19 protein-coding genes, 1 pseudogene and 2 riboswitches are annotated in these 24,266 nt (G+C 59.9%); of the genes and pseudogenes, 12 read left to right on the top strand and 8 right to left on the bottom strand.

Features of this window, described 5'->3' with window-relative positions; genetic code table 11:
• Positions 1 to 16 precede the first annotated feature (16 nt).
• The 3 genes from ACZ9H3_RS04060 to ppk2 all read left to right on the top strand — a co-directional run bounded on the left by ACZ9H3_RS04060 (position 17) and on the right by ppk2 (position 2,703).
• Positions 17 to 580 (top strand): PqiC family protein, encoded by a 564-nt coding sequence (locus tag ACZ9H3_RS04060; RefSeq protein ID WP_065757779.1) that lies wholly within the window; start codon positions 17 to 19, stop codon positions 578 to 580.
• 6 nt (positions 581 to 586) lie between these two features.
• On the top strand, positions 587 to 1,777 hold the full coding sequence (locus ACZ9H3_RS04055; protein WP_065757780.1) for a cation:proton antiporter: 1,191 nt from the start codon (positions 587 to 589) through the stop codon (positions 1,775 to 1,777).
• Positions 1,778 to 1,884: 107 nt separating this feature from the next.
• The gene (gene ppk2, locus ACZ9H3_RS04050) at positions 1,885 to 2,703 is read left to right on the top strand and encodes a polyphosphate kinase 2 (protein WP_102052323.1); all 819 of its coding nucleotides are present in this window, start codon (positions 1,885 to 1,887) and stop codon (positions 2,701 to 2,703) included.
• 40 nt (positions 2,704 to 2,743) lie between these two features.
• Here the strand turns inward: ppk2 and ACZ9H3_RS04045 are convergent, their stop codons facing one another.
• Both ACZ9H3_RS04045 and ACZ9H3_RS04040 read right to left on the bottom strand, forming a co-directional pair.
• Positions 2,744 to 3,250, bottom strand: coding sequence for a copper chaperone PCu(A)C (locus ACZ9H3_RS04045; RefSeq protein WP_371917201.1), 507 nt, complete (start codon positions 3,248 to 3,250; stop codon positions 2,744 to 2,746).
• Positions 3,250 to 3,855 (bottom strand): SCO family protein, encoded by a 606-nt coding sequence (locus tag ACZ9H3_RS04040; RefSeq protein ID WP_099774788.1) that lies wholly within the window; start codon positions 3,853 to 3,855, stop codon positions 3,250 to 3,252. The genes ACZ9H3_RS04045 and ACZ9H3_RS04040 overlap by 1 nt, the downstream gene beginning before the upstream one ends.
• A 238-nt stretch (positions 3,856 to 4,093) precedes the next feature.
• Between ACZ9H3_RS04040 and ACZ9H3_RS04035 the strand changes: the two genes are divergently transcribed.
• From ACZ9H3_RS04035 to ACZ9H3_RS04025, 3 genes are read left to right on the top strand one after another with little or no spacing between them, the layout of a single operon-like run.
• Positions 4,094 to 5,953, top strand: a complete 1,860-nt coding sequence (locus tag ACZ9H3_RS04035) for a zinc-dependent metalloprotease family protein (RefSeq protein WP_476219717.1) — start codon at positions 4,094 to 4,096, stop codon at positions 5,951 to 5,953.
• Positions 5,954 to 5,992: 39 nt separating this feature from the next.
• Positions 5,993 to 10,225, top strand: a complete 4,233-nt coding sequence (locus ACZ9H3_RS04030) for a DUF1592 domain-containing protein (RefSeq protein WP_476219715.1) — start codon at positions 5,993 to 5,995, stop codon at positions 10,223 to 10,225.
• A gap of 2 nt (positions 10,226 to 10,227) precedes the next feature.
• Entirely contained in the window at positions 10,228 to 11,616 is a 1,389-nt protein-coding gene (locus ACZ9H3_RS04025) for a DUF1552 domain-containing protein (RefSeq protein WP_102052320.1), read from the top strand.
• On the opposite strand, the gene ACZ9H3_RS04020 is transcribed toward ACZ9H3_RS04025, so the two are convergent.
• Positions 11,578 to 12,633: a DNA-binding protein gene (locus ACZ9H3_RS04020; RefSeq protein ID WP_476219713.1), complete on the bottom strand. Its 1,056-nt coding sequence runs from the start codon at positions 12,631 to 12,633 to the stop codon at positions 11,578 to 11,580. The genes ACZ9H3_RS04025 and ACZ9H3_RS04020 overlap by 39 nt on opposite strands.
• A gap of 178 nt (positions 12,634 to 12,811) precedes the next feature.
• Between ACZ9H3_RS04020 and ACZ9H3_RS04015 the strand changes: the two genes are divergently transcribed.
• On the top strand, positions 12,812 to 13,789 hold the full coding sequence (locus ACZ9H3_RS04015) for a site-specific integrase (RefSeq protein WP_476219712.1): 978 nt from the start codon (positions 12,812 to 12,814) through the stop codon (positions 13,787 to 13,789).
• On the opposite strand, the gene ACZ9H3_RS04010 is transcribed toward ACZ9H3_RS04015, so the two are convergent.
• On the bottom strand, positions 13,742 to 15,067 hold the full coding sequence (locus ACZ9H3_RS04010) for a sigma-54 dependent transcriptional regulator (protein WP_476219710.1): 1,326 nt from the start codon (positions 15,065 to 15,067) through the stop codon (positions 13,742 to 13,744). The genes ACZ9H3_RS04015 and ACZ9H3_RS04010 overlap by 48 nt on opposite strands.
• Positions 15,068 to 15,076: 9 nt before the next feature.
• Between ACZ9H3_RS04010 and ACZ9H3_RS04005 the strand changes: the two genes are divergently transcribed.
• Positions 15,077 to 15,268, top strand: a complete 192-nt coding sequence (locus tag ACZ9H3_RS04005; protein ID WP_476219708.1) for a hypothetical protein — start codon at positions 15,077 to 15,079, stop codon at positions 15,266 to 15,268.
• 111 nt (positions 15,269 to 15,379) lie between these two features.
• Positions 15,380 to 15,646 carry a DUF3509 domain-containing protein gene (locus tag ACZ9H3_RS04000; protein ID WP_065758421.1) on the top strand — a complete coding sequence of 89 codons (267 nt, stop codon included), beginning with the start codon at positions 15,380 to 15,382 and terminating at the stop codon, positions 15,644 to 15,646.
• A gap of 119 nt (positions 15,647 to 15,765) precedes the next feature.
• On the opposite strand, the pseudogene ACZ9H3_RS03995 reads toward ACZ9H3_RS04000, so the two are convergent.
• From ACZ9H3_RS03995 to cobW, 4 genes and pseudogenes are all read right to left on the bottom strand, one after another.
• Positions 15,766 to 16,378 (bottom strand): annotated as a pseudogene (locus ACZ9H3_RS03995) (vWA domain-containing protein).
• Positions 16,379 to 16,431: 53 nt separating this feature from the next.
• Complete coding sequence (locus ACZ9H3_RS03990; RefSeq protein ID WP_476219705.1) at positions 16,432 to 17,433, bottom strand: magnesium chelatase ATPase subunit I; 1,002 nt, start codon at positions 17,431 to 17,433, stop codon at positions 16,432 to 16,434.
• Position 17,434: 1 nt separating this feature from the next.
• The gene (gene cobN / locus ACZ9H3_RS03985) at positions 17,435 to 21,196 is read right to left on the bottom strand and encodes a cobaltochelatase subunit CobN (protein WP_476219704.1); all 3,762 of its coding nucleotides are present in this window, start codon (positions 21,194 to 21,196) and stop codon (positions 17,435 to 17,437) included.
• Between the two features lie 3 nt (positions 21,197 to 21,199).
• On the bottom strand, positions 21,200 to 22,267 hold the full coding sequence (gene cobW, locus ACZ9H3_RS03980; protein WP_065758418.1) for a cobalamin biosynthesis protein CobW: 1,068 nt from the start codon (positions 22,265 to 22,267) through the stop codon (positions 21,200 to 21,202).
• A gap of 98 nt (positions 22,268 to 22,365) precedes the next feature.
• Positions 22,366 to 22,565: riboswitch (cobalamin riboswitch) on the bottom strand.
• Between the two features lie 59 nt (positions 22,566 to 22,624).
• A riboswitch (cobalamin riboswitch) is annotated at positions 22,625 to 22,846 on the top strand.
• A gap of 97 nt (positions 22,847 to 22,943) precedes the next feature.
• On the opposite strand from cobW, the gene ACZ9H3_RS03975 reads away from it, so the two are divergent.
• Genes ACZ9H3_RS03975 through ACZ9H3_RS03965 form a run of 3 tightly spaced genes read left to right on the top strand, consistent with a single transcriptional unit; the run spans position 22,944 to position 24,258 of the window.
• Positions 22,944 to 23,132, top strand: a complete 189-nt coding sequence (locus ACZ9H3_RS03975) for a CbtB domain-containing protein (protein ID WP_065758417.1) — start codon at positions 22,944 to 22,946, stop codon at positions 23,130 to 23,132.
• 11 nt (positions 23,133 to 23,143) lie between these two features.
• The gene (locus tag ACZ9H3_RS03970) at positions 23,144 to 23,833 is read left to right on the top strand and encodes a CbtA family protein (protein ID WP_330522614.1); all 690 of its coding nucleotides are present in this window, start codon (positions 23,144 to 23,146) and stop codon (positions 23,831 to 23,833) included.
• A complete protein-coding gene (locus ACZ9H3_RS03965; RefSeq protein WP_102052311.1) occupies positions 23,833 to 24,258 on the top strand; it encodes a cobalamin biosynthesis protein in 426 nt (141 codons plus the stop codon). Before ACZ9H3_RS03970 ends, ACZ9H3_RS03965 begins: the two co-directional genes overlap by 1 nt.
• Positions 24,259 to 24,266: the final 8 nt, after the last annotated feature.

The raw sequence follows: 24,266 nt of genomic DNA, 5'->3' as shown, positions 1-24,266 counted from the left end.
TGCAGGAGTTTGCACCATGCGGCTACCGCTCAAACCATTGTCGATCGCTTTGGCACTGTTGCTCACAGCGTGCCGCAGCGATCCGATTCACTATCACACCCTGATGCCAACCCAGGCCCCCGCCGTATCGGGCTCCAGCCACCTCGATATCCAGATTGAACGGCTCAGTCTGCCGCCGCAGGTCGACCGCCCGCAAATTGTCGTTCGCCAAGGCAACAGTGGCCTGGCCGTTCTGGAGACAGAATGGTGGGGCGCGAGCCTCGCCGACGAACTGCAAAGTGCGCTTGTCGATTTGCTCCCCAGCAATGGTGCCTCGCACAAGATCGGCTTGAGGCTGGATGTTCAGCGATTCGACTCGGTGCCTGGGCAATACGCCTTGCTCGAGACCAAATGGCGGCTTCGCGCGTTGACCACAGGGGACAACACGCCCTCCTTGAGTTGTCGGAGCGTATTCAGAACGGCCTCGGGGGTAACGATTGAGGACTTGGTTGCCGCGCACCAGCATAACGTTCAAGCGCTGGCAACGTTGATTACACAAGCAGCCAGTGACGGGCGCAGTACCTGTCCATCGCCACAGTAACCGCACATGTACCAGAACCTTGCGCTATTCACAGCCTTCCTGCTGGTTTACAGCATTTTCGCCGGGCGTTTCGAGAAGCGGCTGTTCAATGGCCCCCTGGTGTTCATGCTCGTGGGGATCGTACTCGGCCCTGCGCTCTTGGGCATTCTGCAGCCGCGGATAGACAAGGATGGCCTCAGGGCATTGGCAGAATTGACCTTGGCCATTGTATTGTTCAGCGATGCTGCCAATGCAAACCTCAAGGTACTGCGCGCCCATGAGGGGTTGCCGTTACGCCTGCTGTTGATCGGTCTGCCGCTGACCATCGTACTGGGCTGGTTGGTGGGGCTCTGGGTCTTCCCGCAGGTACGGCTGATAGAGCTTGCAATCCTGGCAACCCTACTCGCGCCTACCGACGCGGCGCTGGGAAAAGCCGTCGTCACCAATCCGAAGGTCGCCGAACCCGTGCGCGAGGGGCTTAACGTAGAAAGCGGCCTTAACGATGGGATTTGCGTACCGGTACTTTTGCTTTTCCTGGCGTTACTGGTTGAGGAACAAGCGCAGCATCCGGTTCTACTTGCCCTGGAACTGGTCGCCGAAGAGCTGGGCATTGGTGCGCTCAGCGGGGTACTTCTCACGCTCATCGCCTGGCAACTACAAAAGCTCTCCTGGAAACATCAGTGGCAAATGCAGGTATGGTCGCAACTCACCCTGCCGGGGCTTGCGGTGCTGTGCTTTGCCACGGCGCAAGTGCTGGGTGGCAGCGGCTTTATTGCCGCATTCGTCGGCGGCCTGCTTGCCGGGTACCTGTTCAAGGATCAGAAGCATCACCTGCTTCAGGCCAGCGAAGAGTTTGCCAGCCTGCTCTCGGTGCTCACCTGGGGCGTATTTGGTGCGGTGGTAATACCGAAAGCGTGGAGCAGCCTGACCTGGGATATTTGGCTATACGCCCTGCTCAGCTTGACCCTCGTCCGTATGCTTCCCGTGTTGCTGTGCCTGCTGGGAACGCGCTTCGACCTTGAGACGCGCCTGTTCATGGCGTGGTTCGGCCCGCGAGGGCTGGCGACAATTGTCTTCGCGGTGATGATCATTGACTACCCACTGGCGTCCACCAGCACCTTGGTCGCCACCGCCATTTGTACCGTTCTGCTGAGTGTGCTGTTGCATGGCCTGAGCGCCAACCCGTGGGTGGCCCGCCTGGTCCGTCGTACACCCTGAGTGAAGTGAGCACACATACCGTTCAGGCGCCGACTATCGGCAGCGCATATCGGATGGCAGTGGCTACGCTTCACTCCAATAGAGCTGCGTAGCGCAAAGGAGCAACGATGAAAAACGAGAAATCTACAGCGCGCAATCCTGCCAAGCCATCGCAAAAAAAGCTCGACCGCAAGACCTATGAAAAGCAACTGAAGGCATTGCATGTTGAGTTGGTCAAGCTACAGCAGTGGGTCGTGGAGACCGGTGCAAAGGTTCTGGTGGTTTTTGAAGGGCGCGACGGCGCAGGCAAAGGCGGCACCATCAAGGCATTGACAGAGCGTGTCAGCCCGCGGGTCTTTCGGGTTATCGCACTACCCTCACCTACCGAGCGGGAGAAAAGCCAGCTCTACTCGCAGCGCTATATGCCGCATTTCCCTGCCAGTGGTGAAGTGGTGATTTTCGACCGCAGTTGGTACAACCGGGCGGGTGTCGAACGTGTCATGGGGTTTGCGGACGAGGACCAGGTGCGCACGTTTCTTGAGCTGACGCCAATGTTTGAACGGCACATCGTGCGCTCGGGCATCATCTTGCTCAAATACTGGCTGGAGGTGAGCCCTAAAGAACAGGAGCGTCGCCTCAGAGCACGAATTACCGATGGCCGAAAAACCTGGAAGTTGTCGCCGATGGATGTGTTGTCGTTCAATCGCTGGGACGACTACACACGTGCCCGGGACGAGATGTTCAAAGCAACGGACACTCAATGGGCCCCGTGGTTCGTTGCCCCGTCGGAGGACAAGAAGCGGGTTCGGCTTAACCTGCTGACACACCTTCTTGCGCAAATCCCCTACAAGGAAATCAAACAGCCGAAGGTCAAATTGCCAAAACGCAGAATCGGCCGGTACAAGGACATCGACTACCCCTTCAAATACATCGGCGAACCGTTCTGAAGCACCGGGACGACGCGGACTCGTCCCGGTTGGAACAGGATTACTCCATGTGCATGTGACCCGACATGTGGCCATGGTCTGGCATGTTCAGTGCGCGTGCCGGCGCGCTGACGTTGATGCGTTGCAGCTGGCCCTTGGCATCTTTCACCACCAGCGTCAGCGGTACCGCGTCACCTTCCTTGATCTGCTTGACCAGGTCGATCAGCATCACATGGTAGCCAGCAGGCTCCAGCGTAACGGCTGTTCCTGCCGGCAGCGCCACCGACGTCACGGGCTGCATGCTCATGACGTCGTTTTTCATCTGCGACTGATGGATCTGCACGGTCTTGGCCACCGGGGACTCAACGCTGAGCAACGTGCTGTCACTGTCGGCAGTCACTTTCATGAATGCTCCGGTTGCTGCCTGATGAGGAACCGTGGCCCGTACCCAGGCGTCATCAACGACGGTTTGCGCTACCGCAGGCAATGTTGCGCCCAGCAGCATGAACAGCGCCACAGCGCGGTTGAGTGGCTTGACTACCATCGCGTTAGCGAATGTGGAACGCATCAACATACCTCCATAACAGTAAGCAGGTCTTCTGCACATTCCTTTGCCGTCAGGGAATGCGACAGGCCAAGACGTAGCACGCCTCGGGAGTCATAAACAAAACTGGTTGCCGTATGGGACAACGTGTAGGTCTCGCCGCTAGGGACTTTCTCGTAGAACACACCAAACTCCTTGGCGGTCTGCGCCGTCTCTTCCAGCGTGCCGGACAATGCGACAAACGAAGGGTCGAAGGCTTTTACATAAGCATCGAGCACCTGCGGCGTGTCGCGCTCGGGGTCGAGCGTAATGAAGATCACCTGAAGAAAATCGGCATCCTTGCCCATCAGTTTCTTGATCTGCACCGCACGTGCCAGCGTCGTCGGGCAAATTGCCGGGCATTGGGTAAAGCCGAAGAACACCATGGGCATCGAGCCACGGAAACTCGACAGGGTTGTTTCATTGCCTTGAGGGTCTTTCAGCTTGAATGAGCGCCCGAGGATCTGATTGCTCATGTCTTTACCGTGCTTGAACGACAAGCCACCAGAGCTATCACAACCTACGAGAGCACCCAGGCCCAGCAGGCTGATCCCGGCGACAACCTGGCGTCGGGTCAGTAAATCAGTCATGTATTACCATCCTTTCGGGAAGGTACCAGTCCTGGGAGTGGAGCCTTCAGCAAACGTTATGCAGTCACATATTCTGTCATGCGAACGGCCAGCGGTTCCAGCAATCCGTCGCTCGACCTCTGTCGTAGGCCCTCTTCAAACCACCATTTCCCTCCCCCCCTGGTATTTCTGTCAGTAGACGACCTCTTCGCGCAGCGCCTACTTTGACCCCATTCGTGAACAAGGAAGGAGTGGCGAAATGGCGCGACGTTTGAAATCGGTCATCGTGATTGTGTCTCTAGGCATGAGCCTGCTCGCTCATGCGGCTGAGCGGCCATTGAAGCCACTGGCCGAGGAGCCATTACAACAACTGCGCGGCAGCGCCAATCCTGTTCTGCGACACCTTGCCGACGATAAGACGACCCTGTCGATATCGCTGGTTCAGGTACAGGGCGAATTAATCGCTGCAACCAGCCGGGACTTGCAACTGGACCTTGAGGCCGGAGTCTCCAGGGTATTCCACAAGGCCCGAATCAGTACTCAGCCTGATGGCATTGTTACTTGGCAGGGTACCGTCAGCGCCAGGCAAGGCCCGACAGATGACCAGAATACGGCCTACCTGACACGGCATGGCGCGCACCTGGTGGGGGTGGTCAAGGTTGATGGCCAACTGTATCGCATCGAGCCGTTGGGTGACGGGCGACATGCGGTCGTCAAAGTCGACGCGTCAAAATTCCCCGAGGGCAATGACGAGGTCAACGAGGAGCCTGCGGGCATGCCTGCAACAACGCCGGCAGCGCCCGCCAAACCCGCGGCACACGCGGCCCCCGTTGTGATTCGCGTACTGACACTGGTTTCCAATAAAGCATTCGAGCTGATGCCCGACATGGACGCCAGCGTCGCCAATGCGCTGGCCATGGCCAATAGCGGCATGGAAAACAGTCAGATCAATGTGCAGTTTGAAAATGCCGGTGTGCAGCGCATCGACTGGACGGAATCGGGCACTGCAACCGGCAAAGAGGTGCTCTCCCGGTTGTGGAATGTCAACGATGCACAATTGGGACAACCCGCACGGTATCAACGAGATGCCAGTCGGGCCGACCTGCTTAGCCTGCTCACCGTGATACCCGATGTGTGTGGCTTGGCCTACACCGCCTTGAACAAGAATGCCGGTGTCAGCATCGTCGACCCGAAGTGCCTTAGCAACCATACCTTCGCCCATGAGTTGGGCCACAATTTGGCTGCCCGGCATGATCCGGACCAGTACGACGCACCTGTCACGCCTGTTTATGCCCATGGTATTCGCTGGCCCGGCCATTGGCGTACCGTCATGGCCTATGAGTGCCCGGGTAGCACCAGCCAGCGCTGCAGCCGTATCAACTATTGGTCGAATGCCCAGATGAGTTACCAGGGCTTGCCTCTGGGGTCGAAAGACAAGCATGACAACGCCCGTGTATTGCGCGATGCGGCGCCCACTGTAGCGGCCTACTACCCTGCGCCAGACCCAAGCCCCAAGCCCCCCGAAGTCAGCGTATCCGTCGCTGGCGGAACCGTAGAGCCTGCGACGGTTCAACTGAGCGCTAACGCCACTGCCAGTGGCAACGCGACAATTCACCTCGTGGAGTTTCTTCGTGGCACCGACGTGATCGGGCAAGACAGCACGTCACCTTACACCTTTACCTGGAACAACGTGGGCGCAGGCGTCTATCGCGTAAGCGCCCGCGCCAGCGACAGTGCGGGGCACCGTGTGACCTCTGCCGAACAGACCGTGACGATCACTGCGGCACCGTCAGGGTGCGACTATGGAGACCCCGAGGCCGAGCAGGTAACGCCGTGGGAGGCCAAGGATTACGCCTCGGGTATCAAAGTCAGCGCCGAGCACGCGGTGTGGATCTCATCTTGGTCGACAGGCACCGCTCCGCCTTCCAGCAACGACGCCTGGAGCCTGCTTAGCACCATCCCGGTGCCCTGGAGTGCCCAGCGCTATTACACCGCGCCCAATGAAGTGCATTACCACGGGCAACGCTATGCGGCAAAACAGTGGGTCAAGGGTACAGCCCCTGCCCCAGACAGCCAGGTCTGGCGCTTGCTGGGCCCTTGCTCGGCAGTCAAAGGCTAAGTCATTTCCTCTTGGTATGAGTGCAACGAGGTTACTACTATGGCGACTCCCCGCGTACCTGCACAGCATTGTCTGCGTGCGCCTTACCTGTTTATTACACTGACCGTTCTGTGCAGTAGCGCTGTTTCGACGCAGGCTCACGCACAGAACAAGACCGCCACCGATGGCAAGGTCATGCAGCGCCCCTCTTCCAGCCAGTTCGAGCCGGGTAAGCAGGCAAGTGCCGAGGCCTGCAAAGCCGAGCAATACGCGCTTGATGCCGTGAAGGGGCAAGGCAAGCCAGGCAACGCCAACGCCGGCAAAACCCTGAAGTACCAACAAGGGGCCTGGGTAACGAATGTCGGTCACGCATTTGAGTGCTGGAAGGACAGTGAGGCCCCCTATGGCGTGGGCAGTTGGGCCTGGTGTAACCAACCGGCTTATGCGCCCGGCCAGTCGGCGAACTGGGGGGATGCCTGGAAAGACCTCGGCGAATGTAACGCCGCGCCGAGCAGCAACAAACTTGAGCTGAGCTTTTCCACCGTTACGGGCGATGTTCCGTACAAGGCCACCACCCAGGGGGTGGGCCCCGGTGGCGATGTTACCGTCACCGGCGTGCTGCGTTGCAAAGGTGAAACAATCCCGATATCCGGCAAATCCAATACGACCATCACCGTAGAAGGCCTGAAAGCCTGCAACTACGACATCATTATGGACCCGGCGCAGGGTTATCTGCCGTTGACGACCCCCAACCAGGTCAAGTTCACCCAGGAAAACGGTGAGAAACACCAGTTTGCGGTCAAGTACCGCCGTCCGCTCGATATCAGCCAGCTACACGGGCTTCCTGGAATCAAGGTTGAGGTGTTTGCCGAAGGCTTGTCCCAGCCCCGCCAGATGGCGATGGGGAACAAGGTCTTGTACGTCGGCTCCAGTGCGATCCCCAGCTACGTCTACGAAGGGCGCATAGCCAACTTCATTTACGCACTGCCTTTGAACGCGGAAGGCAAGCCAACGGGTATCTACATCGTTGCTTCGGGGCTCGAAGAACCTCACGGCGTGGTGTACCGCGATGGTGACCTGTTCTACTCCACCACGGGTGGGCTCTATCGGGTACGCAATATCGACAGTACGTACGCCGACCCTAAACCTGAGCGAGTGCTTACCTTCCCCGCAGATGACACAAAAGCGCCGTTAGGCGCAGGGGTGTACCGCTATTGGCACCAAAAACACCCTCTCAAGTTCAACCCTTCAGACCCTTCAGATAAATGGCTTTACACCGCTGTAGGCATCCCTTGCAACCTGTGCATGATTCCCGCGGATGAACGTTATGGGACGCTGTTGCGCTACAACATTGAAACCGGTGAATCAGAAATCCTCGCCAAGGGTGTCCGCAACTCGGTCGGTTTCGACTGGAACCCCAGCGATGGCAAAATCTGGTTCAGCGATAACAATCGCCAGGGCTTTCCCAACGCTGATGAAGTCAACCGGATTGCCACTTCGGGTCAGCACTTTGGCGTGCCTTACGTATTTGGCCGCAGTACGCCCGGTTTTACCGCCGATGAGTTCAACAGACCGGAGTTGATCACACCGCAACTGACAACGGGTGCGATTGTTTCCGACAAGCCTCTCTCAGCGATCAAACCGAGCGATTACAGCCCGCCGGCCTATGAAATGGGGACCAACACCGCACCGCTGGGCTTGAAGTTCTGGAAGTCCTATCCAGCACTCATGCCTGACGTACAGCACCTGCTGGTTGCCGTGCATGGGACGGGTTCGATGAGCGAGCCCGGTATGGAAATTCGCATGCTGGGCATCCAGAACGGTGAAAAGGTCATCAACCAAATCCCGTTGATCAATGGCTGGGGCAAATCCGCCGACAGCATTGATGTCTACTGCCTGACCGACAAATGCGTCGGTCGTCCTGCCGACTTCCTCGAGCTTGCAGACAAGAGCTTGCTGGTTTCAGACGATGTGACCGGTGTCATCTACCGCGTCAGTTTCGACGCCAAGGAGTGGGGGCAGGCCGGTACGGTGTTGCACCTTCAACCTACCGTTGTACCGGATGCGCACCTGGCCGATCAGATGGTCAGTGGGCATTTGATCGACCCCGATGGGCGGAGTCGACTGTTCCAGGTGGCCTGGGGCAGCCCTGACTTGCAGATTTTCGGCTTGAAACCCGGCACCTACGAGGTACGTTTGAACGACGTCGCAGACTGGATTCCGGTAACGCGCAAGACACAAGTCACGTTCGCCAGTAACACACAGGCCGGAACCAAGATCGATACCCAGACCCGGGCCGTGAAACTGGAATACCGTAAACGGCCAACACATGTGGAGGTTGAAGCCACACTCAAGGCGCCCGCCAAACCTGCCTCCGTCAATGACGCATTCTGGAAGGTCACCGTGCTCAGCAAGAGCGCAGGCGCCGCACCTCGTGAGGTCCAGGTGCCCTGGGGCGGTCAGGCCAAGGAAATCCTGAACTATGGCGAATATGACTTCATCTACCCCTACTATCCAAAGGAGCTTCCAGAACCTACGAAAACAACGGTATCCATCAACGAAGACAGCAACAACATTGAACTGACGCCGATTACCTACCGCGCCGTCACTGACCTGGGGCAAGAGGTATTGGCAAAAACCTGCAGCACCTGCCACTCCATCGACTACTTCAACGATCAGAACAAGGCGATCACCTGGAACGTTGCCGGTAGTGATGCGCTGGTCAAACAGATCATGAGCATGCCCGTGAGCGGGCACTGTGATGTGACGTGTGCGTCGGAAATTTCCCGGCACCTGTTTGATGTGGTCTGGGCGCCCTACCTGAACCCGGCAGAGTCTTACGGTAAGCGCCAACTGCGGCTGCTGACCCCGTCAGAGTATGCCAACAGTGTTCAGGATCTGTTTGGCGTCACGATAAACACTGAAAAACTACCGGCGGATAAATCACCGAAAACCTTCAAGTACCCGGGCGATGCAGACCATGGCCTGCTGCAGGCCGATGACGTGAAATCGCTCTACGACATGGCCTGGTTCGTTGCCAACGCGGCGTCTGCAAACACCGAGACGCTCGCAGACCTGGGGCATAAGGTGTTCCGCCGGCCGCTGTCGAATGAGGAACGCACACGTTATCAGCGCTTGAAGGATGAACATGGCCAGACATCGCTGATTGCCGCGCTGCTGCTGTCGCCGAACTTCCTCTACCGTTCGGAACTGGGTGTTGCCGATGCGCAGCGCTCAGGCACCTACACACTGACACCGGGTGAAACAGCGACCGCGCTGTCGTTCGCGATCCTCGGGACCACGCCGGACATTGCCCTGTTACGCAAAGCTGAGCAGGGGCTGCTGAACACACCAGCGCAGATCAGTGCGCAGGTCGATGAAATGTTGCGGTCTGATCGTGGTGTGGAGCAGTTCAATCGCTTCATCAGCTATTACATCAAGACCAATCGCGGGGCTCAGGAAAAACCCGGCTTGAGTGCCAGTCTTGTTCAAGACATGGCCGCCGAGCAGTACCGCCTGGTACGCGAGGTAATGACCAACGGCAATGGCAGCTTCAACGCCTTGTTCAACCCGGGGTATACCTTCCTGAACCAGGCGCTGGCCGAGCACTATGGCATCTCCGGTGTCAGTGGCAACGAAATGCGCAAGGTGACGGTCGATGACCGTCGGGGTGGCCTGCTGCACCTGGGCCTGACTCAAGCTGCAACGTCAGACTATCAGGCCACCTCCTTGGTCAAACGCGGGATCATGGTCCGTGAACAGTTGTTCTGCCGCGAATTCGGCGCACCGGTCGATACGATGCCTGGAGAGCCAACGTTCCCGGCCAAGGCGGTGACCACCCGTGAACGCTGGGACCTGGTCAACGGGAAAGAGGCCTCGGAGGGCCGCTGCTGGCAATGCCACCAGTACATGAACGATACCGGTGCATCAATGGAGCACTACGACGCGACCGGGCGTTACCGTACCGAGGAGAATGCCTACAACTATGGCCAGTACCCGGTAAAACTGCCGATCAATGCCGCAGGCCCCTTCGTCGACAACACTGGGCTCATCGAATGGGCGCATGTTCAGGACGTTCGTGACATCGCCCGGCTCATCCCCACCAACAACGCAGCCCAATCCTGCATGGCCAATAGCTACATCCGCTTTGCGTTCGGCAACGAGCCTGATGCGGGTACCGCCGGCACCTTGAACGCGTTGGCAGAGGGGTTGAAAACCTCGGGTTCGCTGACCGACATGATACGTAACCTGGCAACCTCCAATGCCTTTCTCCATAAAAAAGGACGGGAATAATCATGGACATGCTCAAAAGTCGCCGTCGCTTCCTGATGCAACTGGCTGCCACCGGTGCGTTGCTGCCCTTAAGCCGTGTCGGTTTGGCGAAGATGGCCCTGCTGGGGGAGTCTCAGCAAGCCAAACTCAAGGTGGTGTTCTTTATTGTCCCCGATGGATTGGCCGTCGACGCGTTGGTTGGCCCGCAACATAACGGCAATGGTTTGTGGTTCCCTACAGCTGCGGGTAACCCCAGCCGTGGCCTTGCCCCGGATAAGCGTGATTTCGCGCTGGACACCAGTGACTTTACGCTGAATGCGGTCAGCCAGGAGTTGGCCGCTTACCGAGATCAGTCACTGTATTTGCGCGGTATAATCTCCGGCCCAGGCAATGGTGGTCACAATGGCTGGCAATATATCCTGCGCGACAACCTGGCAAGCAAGCCCTCGATTGATATGCTTTTGGGTGACGCCATGCCCGGCACCCAGCCCTCGCACCGCAGCCTGTTCGCCGGGCCACACGCGGGTACCGATGGCACCCCCTGGTATGTGTCGTGGTCTGCACAGGGGATCAGAGCGCCCTACCAGAACCCGGTACGCATGTACGAGGCGGTGTTCGGCGCGGTCAGTCAAGACGCGCGAGACACTCAGGCGCGTGGGGCGCATGTGTTTGACCCCGTGCTGGCAGACATACAGGAGGTCCAGTCGCGCCTCTCCGGTTCGCAACTGCAAAAGCTCAAAGATCACCTCGATGCGGTCGAGCAAGTCAAGACCGATATGGACGGTGCCATCCCCTCGGTGTGTGAGCCGCTCAGTATCGAGGACCATCCGATCAGTTCAGCAGCCTTCCGTAACCAGGTTCAGGCCAGCCATCACCAGGTCGTTGCGACGGCCCTCTCCTGCGGTGTGACCCGGGTCGCTACCATACAGGTGGGTCGTTCTGCCGAGTCGCTGAACATACTCGACGTCAGCGCAACAACCAACCCGCACGATTGCGCACACGGCTACGCAGGTGAAGAAGTCTGGAGGGGCTCGCGGCAGTGGTACGTGCGCCAAGCCAAGCTGTTCATGGACGAGTTGGCAAGACGCGCAGACCCCGATGTACCGGGCGACAACCTGCTCCAACACACCCTGGTCGTGCTTACCAGTGAAATGGCCGACGGCGCGCCGGAGCACATGGTCAACATGCCGTTGGTATTGATGGGCGGCGCATCGGGGTTGCTGAAGAGTGGCGACGGCAAAGGTCGGTTTTTAGACGTGCACAATCAAGGTGACTTCAAGTTTTGGGATCAAAGATATTATGTGATGATGCAGCGGGTATGGGCCAGCATCGCCTTGGCAGCCGGCACCACGGTGCCGTATGGGGGCAATGTGTCACCGATCAACGGTATCTTCACCACGGTTGGAAGTTGAGGCGTCGTGCAGTGAAAGGTCGTCGTGCGGCCGATCTTCGATAGGCTGATCGGCTGCATGTAGCTGCCTCAGTGCGGCTTCACGCTCGCGTAAAGCCGCTTCCAGGTGCTCGCTGCGCTGTACCTGCAGCACCTGTTGCAAGCGGCTTTCTTCCAACTGCTGGGCCTGTGCCTGGGCCTGTCGAAGCAACTCTTCACGCGCCCCTTGTGACTGCGCGAGGCTGGCATTAAGCGTCTGGAGCTGCTGTTTCTGCTGTTCATGCTGATCTTGCAATGCCATCCGTTCGCGTTGCAGTTGCCGAGCTTCAACGAGCAGGCGCTCATTGTCGCGATTCAGGCGCGTCAACTCGTCCTGTTTGACGATCAGGCTCTGTTGCAACTGGCGAATCTCCATCTGCACCTGCTGCAGTTGGCCCTCATGACGGCGTTGGTCCTGCTCGCGCTGTTCACGGCTCGCCGTGCGGTAGTGCTCCAAGGCATCACGGGCATGCCGATGTTTATCTTCGAGCGACTGGATCTGCTCGTCTTTGTCCGCCAAACGCACCTGCAGTTCACCTACGGCCTGATTCAGTGTGGCATTACGGGTCTGCTCGGTCTGCAAGGCACTGCGGGTGGTCGCCAGTTCGGCGGATTCGCTGGCCAGCGCGGCAGCCTGAATCTGCTGCTGTTGCTGCAGCGCCGCAAGGGCCTGCTGGCTGAGCTGCAACTGCACCAGCAATGTCTGTTTCTCTTCCTCGAACACGGCGCAGGCATCGCCTACCCGGCAGTCAGCCTCTTCGCGCAACTGTTCAGCCAGTTGGCCCACCAAATGGCTCAGTGCGTCGCTTAGCGTGTGCGTGCTGGCGACCGTGGCCGGTTGCTGCGCCTCGAGCTCTTTCAGGTAGCGGTGAATTGTGGTTTTCGAACCGGTATTGCCCAGCTCGATACGTACCGCATCGATACTTGGATGCTCGCCCCTGGCCAGCAGTGCTTGCCTGGCTTTCTGAACGACTGCCTTGTTGATCCCGCCTCGGGCCATGGGTGCTCCTACGATTTCGTATTGTGGTACGTACCATGTAATTACATATCAGATACTACCTCGGAAATTACTTAAAAACCAAAATTCTAAGATTAAATAATCAAGGCTTATCGCATCTTAGACGCTAGAATGCGTACCTGAAGCTCGTCAGGCAGTACGCATTCGCAAGGAAAGGGCAATGAACAACGTCGATCGCTATCTACAGGCCGCCGTGCGCGAGAACACACGGCGTAGCTATCGTGCTGCGGTAGAACACTTCGAAGTGACCTGGGGCGGCTTTCTCCCGGCGACCGCCGAAAGCATTGCCCGCTATCTGGCCGACTACGCAGGCGAGCACTCCATCAACACACTCAAGCAACGCCTTGCCGCGCTAGGGCAATGGCATGCCAGCCAGGGCTTTGCCGACCCGACCAAAGCGCCGCTGGTGCGCCAAATGATCAAAGGCATCCGCAGCTTGCACCCCACGCAGCCCAAGCAGGCAGCTCCCCTGCTGCTGCAACACCTGCAAGGTGCGGTCGCGCACCTGGAGCGCGAGGCCGCGCACGCGCAACACAGCCAGGACATGCCCGGGCTGTTACGCGCTCGGCGCGACAGCGCACTGCTGCTACTCGGCTTCTGGAAAGGTTTTCGAGGGGACGAACTGGCACGTTTGCGCATCGAACACATTCAGGCGCAAGCAGGTGCCGGCCTGACGATCTACTTGCCGCAAAGCAAAGCCGACCGCCAGGCCTTGGGTGTTCACCATAAAGCGCCGGCACTGAAGGTGCTCTGCCCGGTTCAAGCCTATCTGCGCTGGCTGGAGGTTGCGGGGATTGCCTACGGCCCGGTGTTCCGCAAACTTGACCGGTGGGGAAACCTCGGCGAGGACGCGCTCAACAGCAACAGCCTGATTGGCCTGTTACGTCGTATTTTCGAGCGCAGCGGTGTTCCCGCGGCGCTTTACACCGGCCACTCGCTGCGTCGCGGCTTCGCCACCTGGGCGACCGCCAGCGGCTGGGACCTGAAGGCATTGATGAGTCATGTCGGCTGGAAGGACGCCAAGTCCGCGATGCGTTACATCGATGCCTCGGCGTCGTTCGGAGAACTGGCAATGCTCAGTGGCGATCCGTCAGCGAATCTGATGCTTGTGCAACAGCCGATAGAAGGTGGGGCGTGAAACGCCAAGCACGCGCGCAGCAACACTCAGGTTATCGCTGTGACGATTGAGCACGTCGCACAGCGCCTGACGCTCCGCACGGTGCTTGTAGTCCTCCAGCGTGCCTATCGGAACCACCTCAAGGGCAAGCCCGTGCAGGCCCAGGTCCTGCGCTTCGATCTGCCGCCCTTCGGCCAGCACCAGGCCTCGACGCACACGGTTGGCTAACTCGCGCACATTTCCCGGCCAATCGTGCCTGCCCATGGCCGCCAAGGCATCCTCGCTGAACGAGCGCGGGCGACGGCCGGTTTCCTGGCTATAAAAATGGGAAAAATGATTGGCCAGCATCGACAGATCGCCATGCCGGTCACGCAGGGGCGCAGTGACCACCTGCAGCACATTGAGCCGATAGTACAGGTCCTCCCGGAACCGTCCACGGGTGATCGCCGATTCCAGATCCACGTGGGTCGCCGCCAAAACCCTTACATCAACGGGAATAGGCTGACTGCCGCCGACCCGCTCGATATGCTTTTCCTGTAGAAAGCGCAGCAGATTGGCCTGCAGCTCCAACGGCAGGTCGCCGATCTCGTCAAGAAACAGCGTCCCGGTATTGGCCGCCTCAATCCGGCCGACCTTACGCTGATGGGCGCCGGTAAATGCGCCTTTCTCGTGACCGAACAGCTCTGACTGGATCAGGTGCTCCGGGATCGCTCCGCAATTGATCGCCACAAAGGGATTGTCCCTACGCTGGGATAGCCGATGCAAGGTACGCGCAACCAGTTCCTTGCCCGTGCCGCTTTCACCACGGATCAATACCGGCGACTCCGTGGGCGCAAGCTTGCTGAGTAACTTGCGCAACTCACGAATCGGCAGGCTGTCGCCGAGCAACTCGTGCTCAGGCTCGCCCACATGCACCGCGCCTTTGCCACGTAAGCGCGCCATGCCGAAGGCGCGCCCCAGCGTGACCTGTACCCGGGAGACATCGAATGGCAATGTGTGAAAGTCAAAAAACCATTCGCAGACAAAATCCCCCACATTCTGCGTACGCAACTCCTCGGCACTGAGTACGGCAATCCATTCCGTACCGCTGCGGCTGATCAAATCCTTCACTGCATCCGGGTGCTGCAGGTGCGACGCCTGCAGGCGCATCAAGCCCACATCGCAGCGCTGCTCGGAGGCCGCCGCCAACGTACAGCTATCTACCTCCCAGCCTACACTTCGCAACCCGGGCAGCAGGCGATGGCAGTCGTCGCAGGGATCAACAATCAGCAGGCGGCGACTCAGAGCGGGCTCGAACATGAACGATCCTTGACGCCAATTATTGGGAAAGTCAGTGAAAACAGCATGTTGGCAGGTCCGTTTGTAACAGTAGCAACGAACCGTCAAGTTCCCACTACCGTTTGTCTATCAGCTGTCGGCAATAAAGCGATGCTTGGAATTTTTTATGCCGCCGAATATCCAACGACACACGCAAAACAACACGTTAGCGTGATGCGCTGATTTTTTTAATAAGCCATGTGACTCGAACAAGCCTTGCGCGCATCAGTACAAGTAACTCACCGCTGTAGCGGTTTCCATGAATGTTTGGGTATTACGAGAGGACCTGACCCGATGAACGCCTCGCTGCGTGTCAACGAAGCACTGCTAATCACCACTCACGCGTTTGAACCCTTCCAATGCGTAACGTGGGATTCACCTAACGGTACAGGCGAGCTGAGCCTGGCGGTGATCGACCGGACCAGCACCCGTATCGGCAGCAAGCAAGTCTCGAGCAGCACCTATTCCGACCCGGCGCAACTGGCGCATTTCATTGAAGAAGTGCGGGCCGAATTGAGCGAAAAAGGCTACGACCTACAACCGTGGTCGATGCCTGAATAAGCAGTAGGGCCAATGTAGAAGTGCGTCACTCTGACGCACTTCTACGCAGGAACTTATTACGCGCCTATATAACAGTGATATCAAACCGCATTATCAGTGCCATCACTTAAGTGGCTGGCCTATAACGGCTTGAACTGCTCGATATGTTGATAGTCGGCCTGTAGTTGTTCGGCCATCAGACGAGCGCGCCCCAGGCGTACTGGCGCCATTTCCATGTCAATCAACAGACTGGTGCAGGGTAACGCTTGCAACATTGGCCAGGCGCTAAGCCGTCCGTCGGTCAGAATCAGGCAACGTCGCTGTTCGTCCGGGTAACGCTTGGCCCGCTGCAGCAAACCACTGCCTGGCCTGTCCCAGCGCCGCCAGCAAGGGTGTACCACCGCCAGCGCCCAGCGCTTCCAGCCAGGGGCCAAGCGCCCTCGACGCTTTTAACCCCTGACGTTGCCACCGTGGCTCTTTGCCGCTGGCCGTCAACAGTGCCAGGCGTGCCCGTTGCCGATAGGCCTGATCGAAGAACTCGGCCAACAAGCCTTTGGCATGGCTCAACGCCTTGTAACGGCGAGTTGAAGCCGAGGCATCGACGATCACCACCCACAGTTCATGGGGTGAGGCGCTACGCTGGACCCAGCATAGGTCCAGGCGCTGACGTGGGCGCCCTTTGAGCAGCGTGGCAGGCCAGGCAACGCGCCCCTGCCTGCTGGCAACGGCTGCGCCCCGCTCACCTCGCTTCAATCGACCGGCATGCGGCCTTGCATCCGCCACGGTATGCTTGGGCGGGCGGATGCTCAGGGCTTTTTTGGCCAACTGGGCGCCTCGCGTCGAACGCCAGTCGCGGTTGCCTGCGGTGGCAACTCCCCCCACTGACCCTCTGACTGCGCATGTGCCTGGCTGCTGCCTGTCGACTTGGGCGATTGTGGCTGCGGCGAATCGGTCGCATGATCACGACGGCGATGGCGCAAGGCGAATTCCGCCACCGCATCGATATCCTGTTCGCTGATGTGCTGAGCGCCGCGCCACGCTGCATGGGCGCGCGCGGCACGTAACCAGACCAGATCGGCACGCAGGCCATCGACGCCCGCGGCAAAGCAGCGCTCGGTAATGTTCACCAAGGCTTGATCGTCCAGGGCAATGGCGGACAAGCGTTCACGTGCTTCATGGCAGCGCAGCCGTAACGCGGCTTGCGCCTCCTCCCACTGCGCGCAGAACGCAACGGGGTCGCTGTCGAACGCCAGGCGCCGGCGAATGATATGCCCACGCGCTTGTGGCAGTGGCTGGCCCTCCAGGGCGACATTCAACCCGAAACGGTCAAGCAACTGTGGCCGTAGCTCGCCCTCTTCCGGGTTCATGGTGCCAATCAACACGAAACGGGCACTGTGGCGGTGAGAAATACCGTCACGCTCGATACGGTTGGTGCCACTGGCAGCCACATCCAGCAACAGGTCGACCAGATGGTCGGCCAGCAGGTTGACTTCATCGACATAGAGCACGCCACCGTCGGCCTTGGCCAGAACACCCGGTGAAAACTGCGCGCGTCCTTGGCCGAGTGCGGCATCCAGATCGAGCGTACCGACCAGTCGCTCCTCTGTCGCGCCCAAGGGCAAGGTCACGAATGGTCCTTCGCCGAGCAGGTCCGCCAGGCCTCGGGCCAGCGTACTTTTGGCCATGCCGCGCGGACCTTCGATCAGGACACCACCGATCTTCGGATCGATTGCAGTCAGGCACAATGCCAGTTTCAGGTCATCGGCACCGACCACCGCAGCCAGAGGAAAATGTGCAGCTTCAGTCATTTCAGTTCTCTTCTTCACCGTCCAGCAACTGTTCTTCAAGCGCCTCTTTATAGGCGCCTGGTGTTTGCCAGAGGCCCCGCTGCTGGGCTTCCAGCAGGCGTTCGGTCATATCGCGCAAGGCATCGGGGTTGTGCTGACGGATAAAGTCCCGTGTCTCGCCATCCAGTAGGTAGGCGTCGGCCAGCGCCTGATAATGATGATCGTCGATCAGGTGCGTAGTGGCATCAAAGGCGAACAGGTTATCGACGGTCGCCGCCAACTCGAAGGCACCCTTGTAGCCATGACGCTTGACCCCGTCAATCCACTTGGGGTTCAACGCCCTGGCACGGATGACGCGGTTCAACTCTTCTTTGAGGGTACGGATGCGTGGCCGTTCCGGCTGGCTGTGATCGCCATGATAGCTGGCCACCGATGCGCCACCGAGGCTTTCCACGGCGGCCAGCATGCCGCCCTGGAACTGGTAGTAATCATTGGAGTCGAGTAAGTCGTGCTCGTGGTTGTCCTGGTTCTGCAGTACGGCCTGAACCTGGCTCAGGCGGCGGGCAAAATGACCACGAGCAGGCGTACCTTCGTCTGCGCCACCATAGGCATAACCGCCGTAGTTCAGGTAAACCTCGGCCAGGTCCTCACGACGATTCCACTGCCGACCATCGATCGCGTTTTGTACACCCGCACCATATGAGCCGGGCTTGGCCCCGAACACCCGCCACCCTGCCTGACGCCGCGCCTGCTCCGGTTCGACGCCGGTTGCCAGCAACTCCGCCTGTTCGGCCCGTACGCGCGCGGCCAACGGGTTGAGGTCGTCCGGTTCGTCCAGCGCTGCAACCGCTTGTACGGCGGCATCGAACAGTTTGATCAGGTTGCCGAAAGCATCGCGAAAGAAGCCCGAAACCCGCAAGGTCACATCAACCCGAGGTCTATCGAGCAGGCTCAACGGCAAAATCTCGAAGTCATCGACGCGCTGACTGCCACTGGCCCATACCGGGCGTACGCCCATCAGCGCCATGGCTTGGGCAATGTCGTCCCCGCCCGTGCGCATGGTGGCCGTGCCCCACACCGACAACCCCAGCTGACGCAGGTGGTCGCCGTGGTCCTGCAGGTGGCGCTCCAGTATCAGGTTGGCCGAGGCAAAGCCCAGGCGCCAGGCAGTCGTGGTCGGTAGGTTGCGCACGTCCACGGTATAGAAGTTACGGCCGGTTGGCAGTACGTCGAGCCGCCCCCGGCTCGGTGCGCCGCTCGGGCCGGCCGGCACGAATCGCCCATTCAGCGCATCGAGCAGGCCCTGCATTTCTGCCGGCCCACAGGCATCCAGCTGCGGTGCGACGGTTTGTACCAGCGCCTCGAGAATCGCCCGGACATCGTTCCAGGAGGGTTCTTCCGGCAAGTTCGCGACGCCGTCCAAGGCCTGCTCGATCAAGCGCAGTGCGTACAGTTCCAGTCGCTCACGGGTGTCACCCGCCGTACGCCAAGGGTCGGCACTTACCTCGTTCAGCCGGTGCGGACACGGGCCTTGCCAGGCAGCCCCCAAATCGCAATCCAGCGGATCGACGCCCAGGGCAAATGCCTTGGCCAGTGCCCTTGGCAAGCTGGCATGCTGACCACGGCCATCGCCCCGCTCTACCCGCAGCAATGCCTGCAAGGTGTCCAGGCGCAGGCGGCCCTGGGGCGATTCTCCGAACACATGCAGGCCGTCACGAATCTGCGACTCCTTGAGGTCGCACAGGTAGGTGTCCAGCCTTGGCAACCAGACGGCGGCGTCATCCAGGCTGTTTTCCAACTGCAGTTCGCGATCGATATGGTTGTCACGGACCAGCGCGAGGATATCGCGCTGCAACTCAGTGGCTCGGCGTGGGTCGAGCAGTTGAGCTTCGTAATACTCGTCAGCGAGCAATTCCAGGTCGCGCAACGGGCCGTAGGTTTCGGCACGGGTCAAGGGCGGCATCAGGTGATCGATGATCACCGCCTGAGTCCGGCGCTTGGCCTGGGCGCCTTCACCCGGGTCATTGACGATGAACGGATAGATGTTTGGCAACGGGCCCAGCAGTGCATCAGGCCAGCACTGCGCTGAAAGACCGACACCCTTGCCTGGCAACCACTCCAGATTGCCGTGCTTGCCGACATGAATCAGTGCATCGGCGGCAAAGCCATGACGCAACCAGAAGTAGAAGGCCAGATAACCATGAGGCGGCACCAGATCGGGGTCGTGGTAAACCGCACTGGCGTCCAGCTGGTAACCACGCGCAGGCTGAATGCCGACGAAGGTCAGGCCAAAACGCAGGCCGGCGATCATCATCCGCCCACTGCGGAACATCGGGTCCTGCTCAGGTTCACCCCAGCGCTCCCGCACGGCAGCCTGGTTGGCCGCCGGTAACGCGGCGAATGCGGCGAGGTAGTCCTCCTGCGCCATGCTTTGTGCACAAGGGCGCTGATCGAGGCTTTCCAGATCGTTACTGACACCGCCGAGCAGGGCCTGGATCAATGCCGTGCCGGTGTCCGGCAAGGCGCCAACCGGATACCCCTGCCCCTGAAGTGCCCGTAGAATGTTCAGCGCTGCAGCCGGGGTGTCCAACCCTACCCCGTTGCCAATTCGCCCGTCACGGGTCGGGTAGTTGGCAAGCACCAGGGCCACACGCTTCTGGGCATTGGGCAGTTGCGCCAGTTCACACCAGCGGCGTGCGAGCTCTGCAACGAAGTCCATACGCTCCGGCTGTGCACGGTAACAGACAACATCCGACTGGCTGCGCTCACTGCGCCACGCCAGGTCCTTGAAACTGATCGGGCGGGTGATGATGCGCCCATCGAGCTCCGGCAAGGCAATGTGCATCGCCAGATCACGTGCGCCCAAGCCCTGCTCGCTGGCCTGCCAACCGGGTTCGTTGTCTTGGGCGCAAATGGCCTGAAGCACCGGAATATTGCGGCGAAATGGCCGAAGGTGAGGCTTCTGCGGGCTGGACTGGGCAAACCCGGTTGTATTGATGACCAGCGCGGCCTCGACCTGATCCAGCCAGGCTTCCACTTGGGCCAGGCACTCGGCTTCCTTGAGGCTCGCCACCGCGATGGGCAGCGGGTTGAGCCCTGCGGCGCGGATGCGCTCGCAGAACACATCGATGAAGGCTGTATTGGCCGCTTGCAGATGCGAGCGGTAGAACAGGACAGGAACCACAGGCTGACTGGCTACCCAGTCAGCGAACCAGTCGTCCAGTACCGCCGCCTCGCGCTGCGGGTGATACACCAGCGTGCGCGGCAGTTGCTGGGGCACATCCCAGGTGTAGTCACGTCCGAGCCATTGATTGGCCATGCATTTGAAGAGGTTCAGCGCGTTGGCCTTGCCGCCCTGCCGCAGAAAGTGCCAGAGCCGCTCCGCGTCTGCCGCCGGCACGTTGCCAAGGCTGCTCAACTCCGGATCCGGACGGTCATCACCCGGCACCAGGATCAACTGCACGCCTTGGGCAGCCAATGCCACCAACTGCTCGACGCCATAACGCCAATACCCAATGCCACCGTGCAGCGACAGCAAAATGACCTTGGCATGGCGCAGCACCTGATCAACATACAGGTCTACCGACGCATGGTTCTGCACCTGCATCGGGTTGGCCAGACGCAGGCTGGGATAATCCTCCGGCAGTTGCCGGGCTGTTTCGGCCAGCAGTGCCAGGTGCGAATCACCGCTGCAGAGAATAACCAGCTCGGCGGGTGTCTGGCCCAAGTCGGCAATACTGTCATCCGGCACAAAGCCGCCGGGCTGGGTCCGCAGCAGGTGCATGGGTCAGGCGCCCAGCGCTGTACGCAGTTCAGCTTCCAGTGTCGCGCCATCCAGCGCCTGGCCGATCAGTACCAGACGGGTACTGCGCGGCTCGTCTGCGCGCCAGGCACGATCGAAGTGCTTGTCGAAACGCGTACCGACACCCTGGATCAGCAGGCGCATCGGCTTGCCCGGAATGGCTGCAAAGCCTTTGGCGCGGAGGATGCCGTGACGTACGACCAGTTGGGTCAAGGCATCAAGCAGCAAGCTCTCGTCGGATTCGGGCAGTTCAATCGAAATGGAGTCGAAAGCGTCGTGGTCATGATCATCATGGTCTTCGCCATCGTGATGGCTGTCATGGTGAGTGCGACGACCGTCAATGTGCGCTTCCGATTCCGCTGCCAATCCGAGCAAGACTTCAAGCGGTAGACGGCCACTGCTGGCCTCGACAACTTTGACCGCGGGTGGCAGCTCTTCGGCCACTTCGGCGCGTACCGCTGCCAAGGCATGCGCCTCGATCAGGTCGGCCTTGTTCAGTACCACCAGATCGGCACTGGCCAGTTGGTCGGCAAACAGTTCATGCAGCGGGGACTCGTGGTCCAGGTTCGGGTCGAGTTTACGCTGGGCATCCACCTGGTCCGGATACGCCGCAAACGTACCGGCAGCCACGGCCGGGCTGTCGACCACGGTAATGACCGCATCGACCGTGCAGGCGTTACGGATTTCCGGCCACTGGAAGGCTTGTACCAGAGGCTTTGGCAGGGCCAGGCCACTGGTTTCGATGAGGATATGGTCCAGGTCGCCACGACGTGCCACCAGCTCGCGCATGACCGGGAAGAACTCTTCCTGCACGGTGCAGCACAAGCAGCCGTTGGCAAGCTCGTACACCCGACCGCTGGCCTCTTCTTCCGTACAGCCGATGCTGCATTGCTTGAGGATTTCACCGTCGATGCCCAGCTCGCCAAACTCATTGACGATGACTGCAATACGGCGCCCCTGCGCATTGTCGAGCATATGCCGCAACAGCGTGGTTTTGCCCGAGCCGAGAAAGCCGGTGACGATGGTAACGGGGAGTTTTGCCAGTGTTTTCATGTCGTTGCCCTTGGCAGCAATGGCGGGCGGGCACGACGAAAACCACGGGGGTCATGTGCCCGTGCGCGTTCGCTACCGGATCACCCCGCCCGGTTGAATGTCGGAAACTGTCCGAGGCAGGTCTCCTGGCTTGCGTCGTGCTGGCGAACATACCAGCGGCACCGGCGCCTTCCCGCAAAACTACGCAGTGGCAATGCCAGGCTTTGCAACGCTTACAGTTGCGGGGGCAGCCGCGGCTTAAACCGCGTTCCCGTCTTAGCTCCGGGCTGACCGGAGAACCTCGAAACGGCAAGGCTACGCAGTCGTTCAGGGTCGGTCAACCGTCGTTGTGATTGACGCGCACCTGCGCCCGTGATTTGCTACCGCCTTCGTTTGGGTGCCTTTAACGAGGTGAAACGGGAAACCGGTGCGTCGCGGCCTGAGTTACGCGCGACAATTCCGGTGCTGCCCCCGCAACGGTAAGCGAGGAAAGCGTCTAGACCACTGTGCCAGCAACGCGGCATGGGAAGGTGACGCTCCAGGCTGAGCACAGTGTCAGCCCTCGCAAGCCCGGAGACCGGCCCAGTACAGAATTGACAAACCCGCGGTGGGCGGGCGCTGTTGCAACCTCTGGGTGAGTCCGCCCATGGGTTTCTTGCGCATGCCTGCTGCTGATAACCCCTCAGAGGAAAGCACCATGCCCGTCACAACCGCCCACAGCCACTCCGCCGCCATCAGTACCACTCGCAGCCAGCGCCTGGTCGTCGCTATCGGCGCATCGCTGCTGGGCTTGTGCCTGGTTTACTTCGCGGGTTTTTCGCACATCGAGGCGGTTCACAACGCTGCCCATGACACCCGTCACAGCGCCGCGTTTCCTTGCCACTAAGGGACAGCGCCATGATCAAGCACATTGCCCGCACGGCCGGCTTCACCGGCCTGCTCGCAGCCCTGCTGCTGACCTTGCTGCAAAGCCTGTGGGTCACCCCGCTGATTATCAAGGCGGAAGCCTACGAGAGTGCAGCGCCTGCAGTCGAAACCCACAGCCATGATGCGGGTACCGCCGAACATCATCACGATGCGCAAGCCTGGGCCCCCGAAGACGGCTGGCAACGGCTGCTGTCCACGACCGGTAGCAACCTGGTAGTGGCCTTCGGTTTTGCCCTGGTACTGGCGGGGCTGTATACCTTGCGTGCGCCTGGAGGTTGGGTCGCAGGCGTACTGTGGGGCCTGGCAGGCTTTGCGGTGTTCTGCCTGGCGCCCACGCTGGGCTTGCCAGCGGAGTTGCCAGGAACGGCCGCGGCCGATCTGGCGCAACGCCAATTCTGGTGGATCGGTACTGCAGCGGCCACCGCCATTGGCTTAGGGCTTATTGCATTCGCCAACAACGGTTTGCTCAAGTTACTGGGCGCCGTACTGCTGGTCATCCCTCATGTAATCGGTGCACCACAGCCAGACGCGCATGAGGCCTTGGCTCCGGAAGCACTGGAGGCCGAATTCAAACTCGCCTCACTGCTGACCAACGCTGCCTTCTGGCTGGCATTGGGCTTGATCAGCAGTTGGCTCTACCGTCGCCAGAGCCAGGCGTAATGCCTGAACGGCCCAATCCGTTGCGAGTATTCGCCGGGTTGGGCTGTCGCCGAGGCTGTTCGGTGGCAGCCTTGAGCGATCTACTGGATCAAACCCTGCAGGCCCATGGCCTCAGCCACGATAACCTGCTTGGCCTTGCCAGTATCGAACTGAAAAGCGAGGAGGCCGGCCTGCATGCCCTCGCCGCTCAACTCGGCATTCCACTGCTGTTTTTCAGCGCTGCCCAGTTAGCCACCTTTGAATCACGCCTGACCCACCGTTCGCTCCCCGCCTTCGCCCACAGCGGCTGTTACGGCGTCGCTGAAAGTGCTGCACTTGCATTGGCCGAGCACTACGGCTCAATGCCTGCACAGCTCCTTGTTCCACGCCATGCCAGCCTTAATGCCACCCTGGCATTGGCCTGCGGCGCGTCCTTTGACGGATAATCTGCGCC

It is taken from the genome of Pseudomonas sp. TE3910, assembly GCF_056279025.1.
This window is presented reverse-complemented; position numbering and strand designations above follow the sequence as displayed.